At 62.6% G+C, this 19,321-nt stretch carries 15 protein-coding genes; 5 read left to right on the forward strand and 10 right to left on the reverse strand.

Annotated elements, in window-relative coordinates:
- The first annotated feature begins 189 nt into the window (after nt 1–189).
- Nucleotides 190–1,299: a DUF3182 family protein gene (locus SOP95_RS17455; protein ID WP_323607760.1), complete on the forward strand. Its 1,110-nt coding sequence runs from the start codon at nt 190–192 to the stop codon at nt 1,297–1,299.
- Complete coding sequence (locus SOP95_RS17460) at nt 1,289–2,047, forward strand: alpha/beta hydrolase family protein (protein WP_274074396.1); 759 nt, start codon at nt 1,289–1,291, stop codon at nt 2,045–2,047. The genes SOP95_RS17455 and SOP95_RS17460 overlap by 11 nt, the downstream gene beginning before the upstream one ends.
- Nucleotides 2,048–2,085: 38 nt before the next feature.
- Here SOP95_RS17460 and SOP95_RS17465 read toward each other — a convergent pair whose 3' ends face one another.
- The 4 genes from SOP95_RS17465 to SOP95_RS17480 are packed head-to-tail and all read right to left on the reverse strand — an operon-like array spanning nt 2,086 to nt 6,071.
- Nucleotides 2,086–3,072: a lysylphosphatidylglycerol synthase domain-containing protein gene (locus SOP95_RS17465; protein ID WP_323607761.1), complete on the reverse strand. Its 987-nt coding sequence runs from the start codon at nt 3,070–3,072 to the stop codon at nt 2,086–2,088.
- Complete coding sequence (gene clsB / locus SOP95_RS17470) at nt 3,059–4,354, reverse strand: cardiolipin synthase ClsB (RefSeq protein WP_323607762.1); 1,296 nt, start codon at nt 4,352–4,354, stop codon at nt 3,059–3,061. The genes SOP95_RS17465 and clsB overlap by 14 nt, the downstream gene beginning before the upstream one ends.
- The gene (locus tag SOP95_RS17475) at nt 4,351–5,148 is read right to left on the reverse strand and encodes an endonuclease/exonuclease/phosphatase family protein (protein WP_274074399.1); all 798 of its coding nucleotides are present in this window, start codon (nt 5,146–5,148) and stop codon (nt 4,351–4,353) included. Before SOP95_RS17475 ends, clsB begins: the two co-directional genes overlap by 4 nt.
- Nucleotides 5,145–6,071 carry a DUF72 domain-containing protein gene (locus SOP95_RS17480; protein WP_323607763.1) on the reverse strand — a complete coding sequence of 309 codons (927 nt, stop codon included), beginning with the start codon at nt 6,069–6,071 and terminating at the stop codon, nt 5,145–5,147. Before SOP95_RS17480 ends, SOP95_RS17475 begins: the two co-directional genes overlap by 4 nt.
- A gap of 408 nt (nt 6,072–6,479) precedes the next feature.
- Between SOP95_RS17480 and SOP95_RS17485 the strand changes: the two genes are divergently transcribed.
- Nucleotides 6,480–8,600 carry a mechanosensitive ion channel family protein gene (locus SOP95_RS17485; protein ID WP_323607764.1) on the forward strand — a complete coding sequence of 707 codons (2,121 nt, stop codon included), beginning with the start codon at nt 6,480–6,482 and terminating at the stop codon, nt 8,598–8,600.
- A 111-nt stretch (nt 8,601–8,711) separates the two neighbouring features.
- Here SOP95_RS17485 and SOP95_RS17490 read toward each other — a convergent pair whose 3' ends face one another.
- Nucleotides 8,712–13,016: a DEAD/DEAH box helicase gene (locus SOP95_RS17490; RefSeq protein WP_323607765.1), complete on the reverse strand. Its 4,305-nt coding sequence runs from the start codon at nt 13,014–13,016 to the stop codon at nt 8,712–8,714.
- 223 nt (nt 13,017–13,239) lie between these two features.
- Between SOP95_RS17490 and SOP95_RS17495 the strand changes: the two genes are divergently transcribed.
- Both SOP95_RS17495 and SOP95_RS17500 read left to right on the forward strand, forming a co-directional pair.
- Nucleotides 13,240–14,124: a sugar nucleotide-binding protein gene (locus SOP95_RS17495; protein ID WP_046815894.1), complete on the forward strand. Its 885-nt coding sequence runs from the start codon at nt 13,240–13,242 to the stop codon at nt 14,122–14,124.
- A complete protein-coding gene (locus tag SOP95_RS17500) occupies nt 14,117–15,046 on the forward strand; it encodes an NAD-dependent epimerase/dehydratase family protein (RefSeq protein WP_323607766.1) in 930 nt (309 codons plus the stop codon). Before SOP95_RS17495 ends, SOP95_RS17500 begins: the two co-directional genes overlap by 8 nt.
- 90 nt (nt 15,047–15,136) lie before the next feature.
- On the opposite strand, the gene SOP95_RS17505 is transcribed toward SOP95_RS17500, so the two are convergent.
- From SOP95_RS17505 to SOP95_RS17525, 5 genes are all read right to left on the reverse strand, one after another.
- Nucleotides 15,137–15,835, reverse strand: coding sequence for an OmpW/AlkL family protein (locus SOP95_RS17505; RefSeq protein WP_274074404.1), 699 nt, complete (start codon nt 15,833–15,835; stop codon nt 15,137–15,139).
- 222 nt (nt 15,836–16,057) lie between these two features.
- Nucleotides 16,058–16,576 (reverse strand): DUF3299 domain-containing protein, encoded by a 519-nt coding sequence (locus SOP95_RS17510; protein WP_274074405.1) that lies wholly within the window; start codon nt 16,574–16,576, stop codon nt 16,058–16,060.
- Nucleotides 16,577–16,586: 10 nt separating this feature from the next.
- Entirely contained in the window at nt 16,587–17,852 is a 1,266-nt protein-coding gene (locus SOP95_RS17515; RefSeq protein ID WP_323607767.1) for an ABC transporter permease, read from the reverse strand.
- Nucleotide 17,853: 1 nt separating this feature from the next.
- Nucleotides 17,854–18,564, reverse strand: coding sequence for an ABC transporter ATP-binding protein (locus SOP95_RS17520; protein WP_323607768.1), 711 nt, complete (start codon nt 18,562–18,564; stop codon nt 17,854–17,856).
- Nucleotides 18,565–18,699: 135 nt separating this feature from the next.
- Entirely contained in the window at nt 18,700–19,260 is a 561-nt protein-coding gene (locus SOP95_RS17525) for a DUF2796 domain-containing protein (protein ID WP_274074408.1), read from the reverse strand.
- Nucleotides 19,261–19,321 lie beyond the last annotated feature (61 nt).

Genomic DNA, 19,321 nt, shown 5'->3' on the forward strand with positions numbered 1-19,321 from the left:
GGGCGATGTCAGGTTTGAATCGTGCAAAATGCCGGTATGAAAAATCCGGTCGTGCAGAATAAGGCGGGCGAGGTGCCACTATCGTTTCTGCTACAGGCTGATTTACATAGCATTTTTCTCAGCAGGCGGTTGGCCTGAACCCTGCACCCCATCAGCTACATTCATATCGCGACAACTGAAGGGGGACGCATGACCCCAACAAACCGCAAGAAACTGGTCGTCGCCCATTCGGTGCGCGACGATGCACCGGTTCACGAAGTCGAAACCAATCGCGCCCTGGCCCGTTGGCTGGCGCAAATCCTCGGGCTCAAATTCGGCGGCAGCTACGACCCGCAGGTACACAGCGGTCGAGACATCTATCTGTTACCGACCCAGACCCTGGTGGGGGCCGCAGCCGCCCGGCATTTGGGCGTCAAGGGACCGGAGGATTTGTGGGGCGGTTATGTCGAGCATGATTTCATCTGCACCAAAGCCATCAGCCATGGTTTGTTGAATCGACATGCCCATGCTCCGCAAGGCTGGGCGCCGTTGTTTTCCGAACGGGTGCGCACGGTGGTGCTTGATGGTCTGAGTGTGTTCTCGTTCGAGGATGCGCGTCCGGCGGCGGAGCATCTGCTCTACAGTGGCGCGATCCGCATCAAGCCGATTCATGCCTGTGCCGGGCGTGGTCAGGAAGTCATCAAGAGCCTCGACCAGTTCGACGAAATCCTCGCCCGTCCTGATGCGAAAGCGCTGTTCAGTGAAGGCGTGGTGCTGGAGCAGGACCTGGACCAGGTGATTACCCACAGCGTCGGGCAGAGTTTCATTGGTGAAAAGGTGCTCAGTTACTGCGGTGATCAATACTTGACCACAGACGCCCACGGCGAAGAGGTCTATGGTGGTTCCAATCTGCTGGTGGTGCAGGGTGGCTACGACGATCTGCTGACCCTGGATTTACCCGACGATGTGCAACTGGCGATCCGGCAGGCTCAGGTATTTGACGGTGCCGCAGACGAAGCCTATCCCGGTTTCTACGCCTCACGGCGCAATTACGACATCGCCCAGGGTATCGCCAGTGATGGCCAGCAACGCAGCGGCGTGCTCGAGCAATCCTGGCGCATGGGTGGGGCTAGCAGCGCTGAAGTCGCAGCCTTGCAGAGTTTCGTCAACGATCCGGGGATGCGCGCGATTCGCGTGTCTTCGGTGGAGACCTACATCGATCAGCCGCTGCCGGCGGACGCCATCGAGGTGTACCGCGGGCCGGCGGAAAACAGCGATTTCCTCCTCAAGTACGTAACGGTCACATCCTATGACGGCTAGAAGCGAAAGCATTCAAATCGACATCGACGACGAACAGATGAGCGGGACTTTTCTCAGCCCCAAATCGAAAGTCCCCGGCGTGTTGTTTGTGCACGGCTGGGGCGGCAGTCAGGAGCGAGACCTGGAACGGGCGAAGGGCATCGCCGGATTGGGTTGTGTGTGTTTGACCTTCGATCTGCGCGGGCACACCGGCGGCACGGGTATTCCGCTGACCCGGGTAACCCGCGAAGACAACCTGCGCGACCTGCTGGCGGCCTACGACCGTTTGCTCGCGCACCCGGCGCTGGATACCTCGGCGATTGCCGTGGTCGGCACCAGCTACGGCGGTTACCTGGCCTCGATCCTCACTTCGCTGCGGCCGGTGCGCTGGCTGGCGTTGCGGGTGCCGGCGCTGTACCGCGACGATCAATGGCACACCCCCAAGCGCGACTTGGACAAGCTCGACCTGCGCGACTACCGCAGCACCCTGGTGCGCGCCGATAGCAACCGGGCGCTGCATGCCTGTTCGCAATTTACCGGGGATGTGTTGCTGGTAGAGTCGGAAACCGATGTCTACGTACCCCACGCGACCATCATGAGTTATCGCGCGGCGTGTCAGCAGACCCACTCGCTGACTCACCGCATCATCGATGGGGCGGATCATGCGCTGAGTGAACCCGTTTCACAGCAGGCCTACACCTCGATCCTGGTGGACTGGATCACGGAAATGGTGGTGGGTGAGCGGTTGAGCATTATTCAGTCCTCATAATCTTGTGGTGTTCTTTCGGGCTTCGAAAACAGCACCCATCACTTGGGCTTCTTCGAGATCCGCAACGACTTGGCCTTGGCCTCCACCAGCAGGTACATCACCAGCGTGATCAACAGCGGCAACAGGAAATAGATCGCCCGATAAGCCAGCAACCCCGCCACCAGGCTGCCCCGTGAGGCTTCGTGTTGCAGCAGTGCCACGAACACCGCTTCCAGCACACCGAGCCCGGCCGGAATGTGGGTGATGACCCCGGCGATGGCGCTGATCAGCAACACACCCAGCACCAGCGGATAGTCCAGTTTGCTCGGCAACAGGGTGAAAATCACTGCGGCCATCAACGACCAGTTCAGCGCCCCCAGGGCCAGTTGCAGGATTGCCATGCGCAGCGACGGCAAGTTGATTTCCACCCCACGAATCGACCATTCCCGACGCTTGGAGAACTGGCACGCCGCCAGATACCCCGCACTCACCAATAGCAGCAACACGCCCACCGCCTGTAGCGCGCCGCTGCTCAGTTTCCAGCCTGGTGGCATGCGCACCAGTCCGCTGCTGAACACCGCGCCGGCGATCACCATGTAGCCGAACCAGTTGGTCGCCAGGCTCAGGCCGAGGATTTTCGCAATGTTGGATTTGCTCACCCCGAGCCGTGAATACAGGCGATACCGCATGGCAATGCCGCCGACCCAGGCGCTCAGGTTGAGGTTGAAGGCGTAGCTGATGATGCCCACCGGCAGGATCTGTTTCCACGTCAGGTCCTGGCGGATGTAGGTGCGGCCAATCAGGTCGAAACAGGCGTAGACCAGAAAACTCACCAGGGTCAGGCCGGCCGCGATGATCAAGGTGCGTACCTTGAAATCGGCCAGGGTCTCTAACACTTCGTTCCATTCAATGCGCTGGGCGAACATCGTCAAGAGGACGATCAACGCCAGGAAAAACAGCATCGTCAACGGTCTTTTCCAACGGCTCCAGCGCGATTTGGCCGGGTGCTCGGCGTGGGACGCCGCCTGTGCTTCAGTGCGGCTCATGTTGATCGCTCCCGGTCGGTGGGGTGAATGCTTTCAATCGTGGTTTGTGCGCGGGCAACCAGCCGGCCCATGCCGGAAAATGCCGCAGGAAGTGAAACACCATGAAGCCCACGGTCATGTGCCAGATTCGCCCGCGCGGGGCTTTGTCCACGGACATGGCCTTGCAATGGTTATCGCTGAGTTCCTCGAGCCGTTCGAACAGGTCACGGTTGAACGCACGGTCACGGATCAACACGTTGGCCTCCAGGTTCATCGACAGGCTCAACGGGTCGAGGTTGCTCGAGCCGACGGTGCTCCAGTCTTCGTCCACCAACGCGACCTTGCCGTGCAGTGGGCGGTCGCAGTATTCGAAGATTTTCACACCGGACTTGAGCAGGTAATCGTAAGTCATGCGCGCTGCCAGTTTGGCCACCAGCATATCCGGCTGGCCCTGCAGGATCAGGCGCACTTCAACGCCGCGGCGCGCCGCGTTACGGATCTCGCGCAGCAAGCGATAGCCTGGAAAAAAGTAGGCGTTGGCGATGACCACGCGCCGCTGCGCCGTGCGCAGCGCCAGGCGGTAAACCTCTTCGATGTCGGTCGAATGCTCGGCGTTGTCGCGGTACACCAGCCGCACCTGGCCATCGTGATCGGTCACGACCAGTTCCGAGCGCCGTTGCCGACGGCGTTGCCACCAGTATTTCGCGCGGGCCGGGCGACCGCATTGCAGCAGGGCAAAGTGGTGGATGTCGGCCACCGCCGGGCCTTGCACTTCAACCGAATAATCCTGTTTGGCTTCCGGGCCGAAGTCGGCCAGATGATCGGCGGAGAAGTTGATCCCGCCGATGAACGCAAGCGTTCCGTCCACCACCACGATCTTGCGATGCAGGCGGCGGAACCAGTTGGTGCGGATGCCCAGGCGCTTGGGGGCCGGGTCGAACATCTGCAAATGCACGCCGGCACCGCTCAGGGCGGTGAGATACCCGGCAGACAACTCTCCGCAGCCAAACCCGTCAAAACTGGCCGTCACGCGTACGCCCCGTTGAGCCGCCTCGATGAGCACGTCCTTCAGTTCTTCGCCCACCTTGTCCTCGAACACAATGAAGGTTTCCAGGAGGATCTCGGTTTTGGCCTGGCGCATGGCCTCGAACACCCTGGGGAAATAGGCTTCGCCATTTTCCAACAGTTCGACCCGATTGTTACCCTGCCAGCCGTACTCGACGTCGACCCTTTGCGGCTCGCTCATGGGCGGCGCGGCTATCGTTTTTTCCAGCGCGGTTTTTTCCATCGACGGGCTACTCATAGCTCAATCTCCACCGACAACGGTGCGTGATCCGAAAGGTGTGACCAGGGCCGGGTGGCCAGTACCTGCGGACGGCTGGCCTTGAGGTTGCGCACGTAGATGCGGTCCAGGCGCAGGGTCGGCAATCGCGCGGGAAAACTGCGCGCCGGCTTGCCATGGTGCTCGGCGAACACTTCGCGCAAACCGCAGGGCTTGAGCAGGGCATCGGCGCGTTGGCGCCAGTCATTGAAATCACCGGCCACGATCACCGGCGCGTCGCCTGGCAACGACTCAAGGCGGCGCTCCAGCAACTTGAGCTGTTCATTGCGGTGGTTTTCGCGCAATCCGAGATGAACGCATATGGCATGCACCTCCGGGCCTTCGCCAGGCAGGCGCAGCACACAGTGCAAAATGCCGCGGTTCTCGTGGCCGCTGATGGACACGTCGAGGTTGTCGTGGCGAACGATCTGGAATTTCGACAGCAAGGCGTTACCGTGATCGCCTGCCGGATAGACCGCATTGCGGCCGTAGGCAAACTGCGGCCAGAGGGTATCGGCGAGGAATTCGTACTGGGGTATCGCCGGCCAATTGTCGTAGCGCTTGGGGTGATGTTCGTGGGTGCCGTGTACCTCCTGCAGAAACACCACGTCGGCAGACACGCTGCGCACCGCTTCGCGCAGTTCAGGCAGGATGAAGCGCCGGTTCAACGCCGTGAAACCCTTGTGGGTGTTGACCGTCAGCACGGTGAAACGGTGCACCGTGCTCTCGATGGTCGCCTGCTCGTCGGTGGTACCAACCGGTTCGGAAATGCTCATGGCAACACTCCTTCGGCAGCGGGTTCGCCGGGGGCAGTGAGCAGCTCTTTGTCGAGGTCGAAGCGCTCCAGCAAACGACGCGCATCGAAGGGCGCGCGAACCTTGATGTCGTTATCGAAATAGCAGAACACTTCCCGAGACTTGCGCGCCCTGGGTTTCAGGCGCGGCGCGATCAAATGCGGATCGGCCGGTTGCCGCCCCTGATGCCAGGCCTCGATCCGGTCGCCCCAACGCTTCAGTGCCTGAGGGGTGTAGCCGCTGGCGTAGAGCTCTTCGGCACCGTGCAGCCGCAGGTACACGAAGTCGCTGGTGAGGTCCTCGCGGTACGGCCATTTGCCGGCGGTGTCGGCGATGACCAGGGCCGTGTTGTGGCGTTTGAGCAGGCGGACAAATAGCGGATCGATGAAGCTCTCGTTGCGGATTTCCACGGCATGGCGCAAGGGCTGTTTCCTGCTCGCCTTCAGGCTGGCGTGGCCGTTTACGTGGGAATCGTGCTGGCGGGCGAGGGCGGCGGCCTGTTGGGTGTCGTGGGGCAATTGTTCGAGGAAGGTCTCGAACAGTTCGGCGTCGAATTTGAAGTTGGGCGGAAACTGCCAAAGAATCGGGCCGAGTTTTTCCTTGAGTTCCAGCACCCCGGAGGCGAAGAAATTCGCCAGGGGTTTGTGGATGTCACGCAGACGCTTGATATGGGTGATGAAACGCGGGGCTTTGACGCTGAACACGAAGTGCGCCGGGGTTTCGGCATACCACTGGGCGTAGCGTTCGGGCCGTTGCAGGGCGTAGAACGATCCATTGATCTCGATGCTGTTGACCGCCCGTGAGGCGAATTGCAATTCGCGCCTCTGGGCCAGGCCCTTCGGGTAGAAATCCCCCCGCCAGGGCGTGTAGCGCCAACCTGATATACCGATGTGAATCGCCGCCATGTCGCCTCCCGTGTGACTGCCCCCTGATCTTTTGATGACTGTGGGGCAGTGGCGAAAGTTTCGATGGAGCTACGGACGGTCACGTTTTACAAGTCACCACAAAACCAGTAGGAGCCGGCTTTCTGGCGATGGCGGCGGCACATTCGACATGGATGTGACCGACATATCGCTATCGCCAGCAAGCCGGCTCCTACGGGGGATCAGAGGCCTGCGACCAGGCCGGTGAACATGATCGCGCTGGCGGCTTTTCCCTCGGGCACTAGACTGGTGGCGATGGTAAAAATACAGGGATGAACATTTGATATTTGTCTTGAGCGCAAAGATTGCTGGGGATTTGCCGGCCAGCAGCGAACTAGTCCGGCAATTCTCGATCAGTTCCTTACAGTCCTATCCAAAGGAGCGGATGCCTTGATCAGGCTCAAGACAGCGATATTACTGGGGGCGCTGTTGTTTTTCGGCAGCGAGGAACTGCAGGCAGCGGCCATACCGGGCGTGCCGGCCGCCGCCACACCGGCGGCACACCCGGAACCCTTGGTCCAGGGCGGGTTGCTGGGCGCCATCAGTTCGAGCATCGACGACGTCCAGAGCAAGCTCAACCTCGACAAGGACCTGCTCGACGCCTGGCGTTTGCGCGCTGATCGTGCGGCCGATGAGGTAGACCAACTGGTCAATCGCCCATCGACCCGTTCGAGTTGGAGCGTGGCGGGGGATTTCCTGCTGCTGACGGCGGTGTGGGCGGGTGTCTTCGGCCTGCTCTGGATGTTCGGCAAATTCTTGACCGAACGCCTGTGCCGCCATCGTGTGCTGCTCAGCCGAGAGCGTGGGCAGGCCTTGCTGGGTTATGTCTTGCCCTACAGCATCCCCGCGGTGATCAGCCTGCCGTTGACGATTTATGCCAGCCAGTTATTGCCGGTGTCGGCCGGCAGGGCGCTGGCGTTGTGTTTTGCCTATGCCACCAGCAGTGGCGTGTTCGCTTCGTCGTTGGTGATGTCCCTGGTGGTGCTGTTCAATGTCGGTCACAAACGCCGGGCGGTGCAGATCATTCGCCAGGACAGCCCACGACCGCTGTTCGCGATTGGTTTCCTGGTCGCCCTGAGCGACGCCTTGACCAGCCCGCAGATCGCCCATCAACTGGGGAACAATCTCACCAGCAGCATCGCTGTATTTACCGGGCTGGCGGCCTCGATTTCCTTTGGTTTGCTGGTGTTCCGCCTGCGCCGTCCGGTCGCCCAGGTGATCCGTATCCTGCCGCTGGCCCAGCGTCGGGCGCAGCCAGCGTTGCGCGAAACCCTGCGGATTTTTTCCGGGCTCTGGTACTGGCCGATCCTGTTGATGGTGCTGGTCTCTGTCATCAACCTGATCGGCATTGGCGATGACAACCAGCAAGTGCTGCGCAGCGCGCTGTTCACCACGGTGTTGCTGATTGCGACGGTGTTTCTCAGCACGACGCTGCACCACCTGTTCAAGACCCGCAGCGAGTCCGAGGTGCGCCGCAGTGGCGCCTACAAGGAACGCTTCCTGAGCCTCTCCCACGCGTTGTTGCGCATCGCCATGGCCATCGTGTTCATCGATATCCTCGGACGAATCTGGGGCGTGTCGCTGTTCGATTTTGCGGTCAGCAATGCCGTGGGACGGGCGATCAGTGACTCCTTGAGTCATATCGGCCTGATCTTCCTGGTGACCTGGATGGTCTGGGTGGTGCTCGACACGGCGATCCAGGAGGCCCTGAAACCTCCGGCCAGCAAACGCGGGGCACGCCAGCCGAGTACGCGTATCAAGACCATCCTGCCGTTGCTGCGCAATGCGATCAAAATCATTCTGGTGGTGATCTGCGCCATCACCACCATGGCCAATCTTGGCATCAATGTCGCGCCTTTCCTGGCCGGTGCCGGGGTCATTGGCCTGGCCATCGGTTTTGGCTCCCAGCAACTGGTGCAGGACGTAATTACCGGGTTGTTCATCATCATCGAAGACACCCTGTCGATCGGTGACTGGGTGGTGCTCGATTCCGGGCATGCCGGCACGGTCGAAGGCCTGACCATCCGCACCTTGCGCCTGCGCGACGGCAAGGGCTTCGTGCACTCGGTGCCCTTTGGCCAGATCAAGGCCGTGACCAACCAATCACGGCAGTTTGCCTATGCGTTCTTCTCCGTGCAGTTCACCTATGACACCGATGTCGACAAGGCCATCGAACTGATTCGCGAGGCGGGGCATTCGATCAGTGAAGACCCGTTCCTGCGGTACAACCTGCAAGGGCCACTGGATGTGTTCGGCGTCGACAGGATGGACCTCAATGGCGTAGTGCTGACGGCACAATTTCGCACCGTGTCGGGCGGGCAATATGCGGTGAGCCGGGCGTTCAACCAGCGGTTGAAAAAGCTTGTGGATAACAGTCCGTGGGTGCATTTCGCGCAGACTTATCCACAGCAGGTTTTAGTGCAGGGGCCGGCGGCGGAGCCTGTGCATGATGGGGCGGCTGAGCCGGAACATGCGGCGGTGTTGATGCCGGATCGGCCACGGCCTCAATAAATTTGGCGGCTGTTATGGCCCCATCGCCAGCAGGCTGGCTCCCACAATGGATCTGTGAACACCGGTCCAGTGGGAGCTAGCCTGCTGGCGATGGGGCCGGCGCAGGCAACCCTAATGCCGGATCAGCTTGCTCTGCACTTCAACCATGGCCTGATGCTCCAGCTCCAGCCACACATGCTTCTTGCCCGCAATCTCCGCCGCTGCCGGTAAACCATCGCGATACACCAGCCGATTGCTCGCCAGCGCCGGCACTTTCGCACCGGGCAACAGGGTGCCGGCAAGGTTCAGCGGATCGACCCCGCACACCGCGACCAAGCTGCCGTCATGGGGTCGGCGGCGGACTTCGCGCAGCAATGGAATCGCCTCCGGCAGCGCGAATTGCTCGCCCGCCAAGCCACTGACAAAACGTCCGCCACGAATCTCACCCCGCGCTTCCAGCCGATGGAAGGTGCGCAGCAATTCCCGCCAGCTCGGCAGCCAATCGGCCTCACGCTCCAGCAAGCGCCAGAACACCACGCCGTAGCGGCGCAACAAGGTCATGGCGATGTGTTCCAAGGTGTCGGCGGGCGTTGGCGTCGGTCGCGGGTTATCCACAACCGGCGCGGTCACTGCGCGTCGCAACAGCGCCCAGCGCCCGGCGTCGTCCATGCCGCCGACAAAGGCCCCGCGTCCGCGTCGGCTGCTACGCTGCTGGCGCTTGCTGGCCGGTGTGATCAGCGCCCGCAGGCCGGCAAAACTGTCGGCGTTCACCAGCCCCGCACCCACCAGCTCCTGCAGGGCGATTTCCAGCTCCGCGCGCAGCAGGTGGGCTTCGTGAATCAGCTCATCGAAAAACAGCGCGCCGTGCTGGCTGAGGGCGGCGTGTACCTTCTGTGTCTTGGGCGACAGTTCGCTGACCGGCGTTTGCTCGGTCAAGTCGCTCCAGAGTCCGACCCGATTACGCGGCAACAGCACGATCGGTGTACTGCGCAGGGCGGTGCCGGTGCTGCGGTTGCGCGCAGTCAGTCGGCTCCAGACCAGTTTGCCGCTACGGCACGCCTCATCGAGCCAGGTGGGCGAATAGTCCTTGATCCGCGCGGGCAAAAGGTCGCTGTCCCAGGCCGACGCGGCGGCGGGGTAGCCTTCGAACTGGGCGACGATCGCCGGCAGCACCGTGCTGCCCTGGCCACGGGTGGCGTTGGACAGGTGCTGCCAGTCGAACAGGAAGCGCATGAAATCCTGCAAGGCCACGGGCTCGATTTCCCGGCGCAGGCGCTTGACGGTGTAGCGATGAATCCGCGCCAGCAAATGTCGCTCACACCATTCTTCTTCGGTATTGCCTGGGGTGAAGCGCCCGCGCAGCACATAGCCTTCGCGTTCCAGGTGCGCCAATGCCTGGGTGACTTTCAGAGCGGGCAATTCGAGGGGGGCGGCAATCGCCTGCATCGGCAATGGACCAAAGGCGCTGAGCCGCGCTCGAATCACTTCTACGACGGCGTCGTCCGGCGTCCAGGCCAGATCGAAACCCGGCAGAGCCTGCAAGGGTGGAGTCCGATCCGCTTGTGGATAAATCGCCTGCAGGCACGTCAGCCGTTCCAGCGCCAGCCACAGTGATTGGTTGATGCGGCAGGCTCGGCCGCTGTCAGCCAGGGCATTCAACCATTCCAGCCAATGCGGGTTGGCGCTGGCCTCGGCGTCGGTGATGCAGGCCAGGCTCATCAAGGTCTCGTGCATCTCATCGACATTGCCGGGCGTGGGCCAGGCCTCTTCCCGCACGGCGTCAATGGCGTCGGCGTCCAGCGCGCCCAGGTCGTCAGTGGACTGCGGCTCGCTCCAGCGGCGGTTGAGCACCGCCTGCGTGCGGCGTTCCTCCAGGGGCGCATCGTCGAGAAAGGTGTAGGGCCTGGCGCTGAGGATTTCCGCGGCCAGGGGCGAGGGCGCGGGCAGGTCGCGGCTGATCAGGCGGACCTCGCCGCGTTCCATGCGCCGCAGGAGGGCCAACCAGCCGTTGCTGTCCATGGCATCGTGCAGGCAATCGTCGAGGGTCTGCTCCACCAGCGGATGGTCGGGAATGTCGCGCTCGCCCACGAGGTTTTCCACGCAGGCAATCTGGTCGGGGAACACGCTGGCGGTGAGGTCTTCGCTTTTCATCCGCTGGATCTGCGGCGGCACCTTGCGCCCGCCGCGAAAGCGCGGCAGCGCCAGCGCCACACCGGCATTCCAGCGCCAGCGCACGCCAAACAACGGGGCATCGAGCACGGCCTGGATCAGGATGTGCTCAGCGGTGTTGCTGTGCAGGTAGCGCCACACATCAGCCAGCTCAAAGCTGTGGCTGGAGGACAGCGACAACACGATGGCGTCCTCGCTCGCGGCGGCCTGCAACTCGAAGTTGAAGGTGCGACAGAAGCGTTTGCGCAAGGCCAGGCCCCAGGCGCGGTTGATGCGACTGCCGAACGGGCTGTGGATAACCAGCTGGGTGCCACCGGACTCGTCGAAGAAGCGCTCCATCAGCAAGGTGTCTTGCGACGGCAACGCGCCCAGTGTCTGCCGTGCGCGGGCCAGGTATTCCACCAGTTGTTCGGCGCTGGCCAGGTTCAGGCCCAGGGTCTGCGTCAGCCAATCGAGGGCAGGCTGCAAGTTACCCGGCGTCGCGCCCAGCAGAGTATCGAGCTGGGCCTGCAAGCGCGCCACGGCAAACGACAGTTCGGCGCTACGCCCCGGAGCCTCGCCGAGCCAGAACGGAATGGTCGGCGGCTGACCCTGGGCATCCTCCACCCGGACCTTGCCGGTGTCGACCCGCAGGATCCGGTACGAGGTATTGCCCAGCTGGAACACATCCCCGGCAATGCTCTCCACCGCGAAGTCTTCGTTGACGCTGCCGATGTTCAGGCCTTGTGGCTCGAGCAGAACGCTGTAGTCGGCATTGTCGGGGATGGTCCCGCCGCTGGTCACCGCCGTCAGCTTGGCGCCCCTGCGACCGCGCAGGGTGCGGCTCACGGCGTCACGATGCAGATAGGCACTGCGGATGCCCTGGCGCCCGTCGAAGCCCTCGGCGAGCATCTGCAGTAGCGCCTGATAGTGTTTTTCGTCGAGCCTGCTGTAGGGCGAGGCGTTGCGGAACAATTCCAGCAGCGCCTGCTCCGGCCATTCCTGGCAACTGACTTCGGCGATGATCTGTTGCGCCAGGACGTCCAGCGGCGCTTCGGGGATCAGCAGGGTGTCGAGCTCGCCCCGGCGCACGCAGTCGAGCAGCGCGACGCATTCGATCAGGTCGTCGCGGGTGGTAGCAAACAGGCGGCCCTTGGGGGTGCCGCCGACCTGGTGCCCGGAGCGACCAACCCTTTGCAAAAAGCCGGCAATCGAACGCGGCGAGGCGATCTGGCACACCAGGTCGACATCGCCAATGTCGATGCCCAGCTCAAGCGACGCGGTGGCAATCAACACTTGCAATTCGCCACGCTTGAGCCGCTGTTCGGCGTCCAGGCGAAACTCCTTGGCCAGGCTGCCGTGGTGGGCGGCCACCGCGTCCTTGCCCAGGCGTTCGCTCAGGTGGCGGCTCAGGCGCTCGGCGAGACGTCGGGTGTTGACGAACACCAGCGTGGTGCGGTGTGCGCGGGCGAGGGCGGCAAGTCGGTCATAGACCAGTTCCCAGACATCGTTGGCCATCACTGCCGATAGCGGCACGGGCGGCACTTCGATGTCCAGGTCACGTGGGCGGGCGTGGCCGATATCGACGATCTCGCAGGGTCGATCACGACCGACCAGAAAGCGCGACACCGCCTCAATGGGTTTTTGCGTGGCCGACAGGCCGATGCGCACCAGCGGTTCGGCGCACAGTGCCTGCAAACGCTCGAGGCTCAGCGCCAGGTGGCTGCCGCGCTTGCTGGCGGCGATGGCGTGGATTTCATCAACGATCACCGTGCCGGTGGTGCTGAGCATCTGCCGCCCGGAGTCGGAACCGAGCAGCACGTAAAGCGATTCCGGGGTGGTGACCAGAATGTGCGGCGCGGTCTTGCGCATCGCCGAGCGATCTTTTTGCGGTGTATCGCCGGTGCGCACGGCGGTGCTGATCCGCAGCTCGGGCAGGCCCATCCGCCGCAACTGTTCGGTGATGCCGGCCAATGGGTCTTGCAGGTTGATCTGGATGTCGTTGGACAGCGCCTTGAGCGGCGAGACGTAGACCACCAGGGTTTCGTTTGGCAGGCCTTGGGAGTTTTCCAGGCCACGGTGAACCAGGTCGTCGATCACGGCGAGGAAGGCGGTGAGGGTCTTGCCGGAACCGGTGGGGGCGGCGATCAGGGTCGAGCGGCGCTGGCGGATCAGCGGCCACGCCCGGGCCTGGGCGGCGGTGACCGTCGCGAATTTGTTGCTGAACCAGGCGCTGACGGCGGGGTGGAAGCCGGCCAGGGCACTGTCTGCGGGGATGGGCAGGTTCATGTTCTGATTTATGCGGGTGAGGGCGCGAAGATGCAAGTACCACTCAAGATCTTCGCCAACCTTCAGGGCCAGCAGCATCACAAATCCCGCACATCTACACTTTACGGATGACGGTTGCGCACTAAACCCGCAAAATGCAACGATTCCGGCAACTATCGATGACATCGCCCGCGGGCGGTGTCGATACAGCCATCGTTCCAATCAGACTGGGCCTGCTGACTCTATGCGAATGCGCCTTATGTTACTGGGCGGCGGAAATGCCCTTGGGCAGGCGCTGATTCGCCTCGGTGCGGAGGAAGACATCGGTTTCCTCGCCCCCCGCCCACCACAGGACGGCTGGGATGCCGCGAGCCTGACGCAACTGCTCGACGACACCCGCCCGGACGCGTTGATCAACCTCGCCTACTACTTCGACTGGTTCCAGGCGGAGACGGTCAGCGAACAGCGCCTGGCCGGGCAGGAGCGGGCGATCGAGCGCCTGGCCGAACTGTGCCAGCATCACAACATCGTCCTGGTGCAACCGTCGAGCTATCGCGTGTTCGACGGCTCCCGGGCGACCGCCTACAGCGAAAAAGACGAACCGCTGCCGCTGGGCCTGCGAGGCCAGGCCTTGTGGCGGATCGAGCAAAGCGTGCGCGCCACCTGCCCGCAACACGTGCTGTTGCGTTTCGGCTGGCTGCTCGATGACAGTCCTGACGGCACCCTCGGGCGTTTCCTCGGCCGCGCCGAGCAACCCGAGGAACTGCTGTTGGCCGACGACCGCCGGGGCAATCCGACACCGGTGGACGACGCGGCCCGGGTGATCATTTCGGTACTCAAGCAACTCGACTGCAGCGCGCCGCTGTGGGGCACCTACCACTACGCCGGGCATGAGGCGACCACGCCGCTGGCCCTGGGCCAGGCGATTCTCACCGAAGCCCGCGCCCTGCACCCGCTGGCCATCGAAGCGCCGACCGCCCAGGCCCACGCCGCGCGCCCGGACGCCGCGGAAGAACCGCAACACGCGGTACTGGCCTGCAAGAAAATTCTGCACACCTTCGGAATCAAGCCACGCGCCTGGCGTGCGGCCCTTCCGAGCCTTCTGGACAGGTTCTATCGTCATGGCTGATCGCCCCGTTCTGATTACCGGGGGTGCCGGATTCATCGGCTCCCATCTCACCGATGCCTTGCTCATCAAGGGCTATTCGGTACGGATTCTCGATGACCTATCCACCGGTAAACGCAGCAACCTGCCGCTGGACAATCCCAAGGTCGAGCTGATCGTCGGCGACGTTGCCGATGCCGCCCTGGTCGCCCGTGCGATGTCCGGTTGCAGCGCTGTGGTGCACCTGGCGGCCGTGGCATCGGTACAGGCGTCGGTGGACGACCCGGTGAAGACCCACCAGAGTAATTTCATCGGCTCGCTGAATGTCTGCGAAGCCATGCGCCAGGCGGGCGTCAAGCGCGTGCTGTTCGCCTCCAGTGCCGCGGTGTATGGCAACAATGGCGAAGGCGAATCAATCGATGAAGACACGCCCAAGGCGCCGTTGACACCCTACGCGGTGGACAAGCTGGCGAGCGAGCAATACTTCGATTTCTACCGGCGCGAGCATGGGCTGGAGCCGGTGGTTTTCCGCTTCTTCAACATCTTCGGCCCGCGCCAGGATCCGTCCTCGCCGTACTCCGGGGTCATCAGCATTTTCAGCGAGCGCGCACAGAAAGGCCTGCCGATCACGGTGTTTGGCGACGGCGAGCAGACGCGGGACTTTCTCTACGTCGAGGATCTGGTCGATCTGCTGGTGCAGGCCATCGAGAAACCCCAGGTGGAAGAGGGCGCGGTCAACGTCGGCTGGAACCAGGCGACCAGTCTCAAGCAGATGCTGGCGGCCCTTGAGGTCGTGGTTGGCAAGCTGCCACCGGTGAGCTACGGCCCGGCGCGCTCAGGTGACATTCGTCATTCGCGGGCCAACAACCAGCGTCTGCTGGAGCGCTTCCGGGCGCCCGAGCCGACGCCGTTGAGCGTCGGGCTGGCGCGGTTGCTGGGACAATAGAAAAAGGCGCCTGTAGAGGCGCCTTTTTTTGTTACTGATCGTTCCCGTCCATAGGACAAGGGAGCGACCAATCCACCACCACGTGAATACTTAGAACTTGTAACCCAGACCGACCATGTAGATGAACGGATCGACATCCACGTTCACCCGTGCCCGGGTGCCCGGTGCCACGGCGTCGTTTTCCACGGTCGCGCGGGTATCGATGTCAATGTAACGCACCTGGGCGTTGATCATCACGTTGTCGGTCAGCATGTAGTCGGCACCGACCTGGAACGCCATGCCCCAGGAGTTTTCTGCCTTGAAGTTGCTGAAGCCGTTGGCCTGGGCTTCGCTGCCGACATGCTCGTCGTAGATCCAGGTGTAATTGATACCGGCGCCGAGGTACGGCTGGAAGTCGGATTTGGCATCCAGCGGGTAGTACACGATGCTGAGGGTCGGTGGCAGGTGTTTCAGCGTACCGAGTTTGCCGTTGGCCGCACCCAGGGCGGTGCCCTTGAGCTTGACGTCGTGCTCGAACGGCGTGGCCGCGAGCAACTCGATCCCCCAGTTGTTGGTGATCATGTAGGCAACGTTCAGACCCAGTTGCGTGTCGCTGCTCATGGTCGCCTTGCCACCCAGGTCGGCGCCGCTCAGCGGACCCTGATCGACCTTGACCGAGGAACTGTCGGCCTCCGGGTTGACGGTAATCGCACCGGCACGAAGGATGATGTCACCGGCTTCGTGGGCGTGGGCGAACGGGGCTGCAAGCGCCAGCGCTACCAGCGAGGCACCGAGCAAGGACTTGTTCATGGGGGGCTCCAGAGGACGTTAAAAATCTTCGATGTCCAATGGTAAGGCGGCTAACGATCTGGTCTTTTGATGCAGCTCAATGAAATCGTGATGGGTTTGGTTTTTGTGGTGTTCATGATGGCCTCATCGCCAGCAGGCTGGCTCCCACAGGGAGTCGCCGATCCTTGTGGGAGCCAGCCTGCTGGCGATGACTATCGACCAGACAACACACGACTACCGGGTTCACTCCGGCAATTCATACAGGTAGATCTTGTCCGCCTCCATCTGGTACCCGGCATCCGCCAGCTCACTGGTGGACGGCTTGACCTGCATCGGCCCCTCGATCCAGTAAGGCTGATACAGCTCGTCGAGCTTCACGCCGACTTCACTTTTGACGTGCACGATCTGGTTCGAAGGCGGTGGCGGTACGTGGATGCAGGCGCCGAAATACGGCACCAGCAGAAAGTCCGTGGTACGACCGTCTTCACTCACTTCCAGCGGCACGATGTAGCCCGGCAAACGAATGTTCTGACCGTCGAGGGCCTTGACCACCGGGGCGTTGGGCATGTCCTGTTTCGCTGCCGGCGCCGATTCGGCGGACAGTGCATCGCTGAGCTTCGACAGGTCGTGCAGCGGTGTCATGTTGGGCACTTCCGGTGCCGCATCCGGCGGGATCATTTCCGACCAGGTCAGCTCTTTCGGCTCGGCCGCCCACAACGGCAGGGCGACCAGCATCAACAGCGCAAAGACAGCGCGGGGCATTTCAACGTCCTCATAAACGGATCGACAGGCCATCGGCCAGGGATTGGCGATAGGCGCGCCAGGCTGGCACGCTGCCCATCAGCAACGCAGCGATCAGGATGCCACCGAGTAGCGTCCATTCATATTCGCTCGGCCACGCCAGCGGCAGAAACAGGCCGTAATTGGCTTGCACGTAACCCTGGGCTGCCGCGATACAGACGTAGAGCAATGCCACGCCGGCCACCACACCGGCCACCGCCAGGGCAAACGCCTCGAGCACCAGCAGCGTCGCGATGTGCCAGGGCCGCGCGCCCACCGATCGCAGGATCGCCATCTCCCGCCGACGTTCGTTGAGACTGGTGAGAATCGCCGTGAGCATGCCGATCAAGCCGGTCAGCACTACGAACAGCGACACCACGAACAGGGCCTTTTCCGCCGTGCTCATCAAGCTCCACAATTCTTGCAACGCAACGCCCGGCAGGATCGCCAGCATCGGTTCGCCACGGAATTCGTTGATCTCGCGCTGCAGGGCGAAGGTCGAGATCTTGCTGTTGAGGCCGAGCATGAACGCGGTGATCGCCTGGGGTGTCAGGTCCATGTTGCGCGCCTGATCGGCGCTGACCCGCCCGTTGCCCCGGGCCGGCACGCCGTTGTGCCAATCGACGTGAATGGCTTCCATGCCGCCGAGGCTGATGTGCAGCGTGCGGTCTACCGGGGTGCCGGTGCGCTTGAGAATGCCGACCACGGTGAAGGGCTTGTCGTCGTGCTTGACCAGGCTGATCACGGCCACGCCGTGGGCCAGCACCAGTTTGTCGCCGAGTTTGTAGTGCAGCGCGTCCGCGACTTCAGCGCCGAGCACCACTTCGAACGGGTCGCTGGCGAAAGCACGACCCTCGGCCAGTTCCAGGTGTTGCTGGCGGCCGTACTGGTAGTGTTCGAAGTACGCCCCGGTGGTGCCCATCACCCGATAGCCGCGATGGGAGTCGCCAAGGGACATCGGTATGGCCCACTTCACTTTCGGGTTGCTGGCGAAGTGTTCGAAGCTGTCCCAGCGGATGTTGTTGGTGGCGTTGCCGATGCGGAATACCGAGTACAGCAGCAGGTTGACCGAGCCGGAGCGCGCGCCGACGATCAGGTCGGTGCCGCTGATGGTGCTGGCGAAACTGGCCTTGGCCTCGGTGCGCACCCGTTCCACGGCCAGCAGCAGGCACACCGACAGGGCGATGGCAAACGCGGTGAGGATCGCGGTGAAACGGCGGTTAGCCAGGCTGGCCATGGCTAGACGGAACAGATACATCTCAGACCTCGGACGGGGTGGCGGCGCGATTGAGTTCGGCCAGCGACAGGTTGCGATCGAACAGCGGCGCCAGGCTCTGGTCATGGCTGACGAACAACAGGCTCGAGCCGGCCTCGCGGCATTCGGCGAACAGCAGGCGAATGAAGTTTTCGCGGGCGTCGTAGTCGAGGGCTGAGGTCGGCTCGTCGGCGATCACCAGTTCCGGCTGACCGATCAGCGCGCGCGCGGCGGCCACGCGTTGTTGCTGGCCGATGGACAGGGAGTCGGCGCGGCGCGCGAGGATGTTGTCATCCTTCAAACCCAGATGGGCGAGCAGGGTGGCGGCGGCCTGGTCGATGCTGCCGTGGCGCTGCTTCGCCCGCTCGGCGCGCAGTTTCGAGAAGTGGCAGGGCAGTTCGACGTTCTCGCGCACCGACAGAAACGGCAGCAGATTGAACTGCTGGAAGATGTAGCCAGTGTGATCGACACGAAAGTGATCGCGGGCGCCGGCCGACAGTTCCGTTAGCTCCTGGCCAAGCAGGCGGATGCTGCCACGATCGGGCTTCTGCACGCCGCCGAGCAGGCCCAGCAGGGTGGTCTTGCCGCTACCGCTGGGGCCCTTGAGGAACAGGGTTTCCCCAGGCGAAAGGCGAAACGCCGGGATATCCAGCAGCGGCGGGTGACCGGGCCAGCTGAAGCTCAGGTCGGACAATTCGATGAGTGCTTGGGTCATGGCGCTGATTTCATGGGTGTTGATTATCCTGTGGGAGCGGGCTTGCTCGCGAAGGGGGAGTGTCAGTCGACATCTATGTTGCATGACACACTGCCTTCGCGAGCAAGCCCGCTCCCACATTGGTTGTGCGGTGGATCAGAACTTGAGGGAGGCAGCCTTGGCCGTCACTTCAACCCCTTGCTGCCCGCTCGGGCCGATCAGTTGTACCTGAATTTTCCGGGTCGCCGGGAAGCTGTTGAAGATATTCGCCAGATCCAGGGTCTTCAGCGCGCCCGGCGTGGCGCAGGTGAATTGGTAGCGGGCGTGGATTTCACTGTGGTCATGGTGGTGTTCATCGTCGGCCTCTGGCGTGTCGCCAAACAACGGGCTTTCCAGCTCCTGGTTTTCCACCACGCAACCGGCGGCTTTCGGCAGGCTGAACAGCGCCAGCGGTTGCTCAAGGCGAGCGCGGGTCGCAGCGACCTTGGCTTTGTCGGCATCGGTTGCGGCGACGTGCTCAAAGCCCACCAGGTTCATCGCCGGACTGTCCAGCTCCAGCTCCAGGGTCAGGCCATCCAGTGCCGCGTTCAGGCGCCCGACACCGTGCTCATGGGCGCCAAGGCTGCCGTGCTCATGGTCGTGATCATGTTCGTCAGCGGCGTGAACGCCAGCCAGCGGCAACAAGGCAAACGGCAGAGCGAGAAGCAGGTGACGCATGGCGAGTCTCCGAAAGACAAGATGAAAGAGATGTTATGTAATCTTATAACATGACGCGCAG

Source organism: Pseudomonas sp. YuFO8 (assembly GCF_035065025.1).
In the GTDB taxonomy this organism is placed as follows: Bacteria; Pseudomonadota; Gammaproteobacteria; order Pseudomonadales; family Pseudomonadaceae; genus Aquipseudomonas; species Aquipseudomonas putida_AE.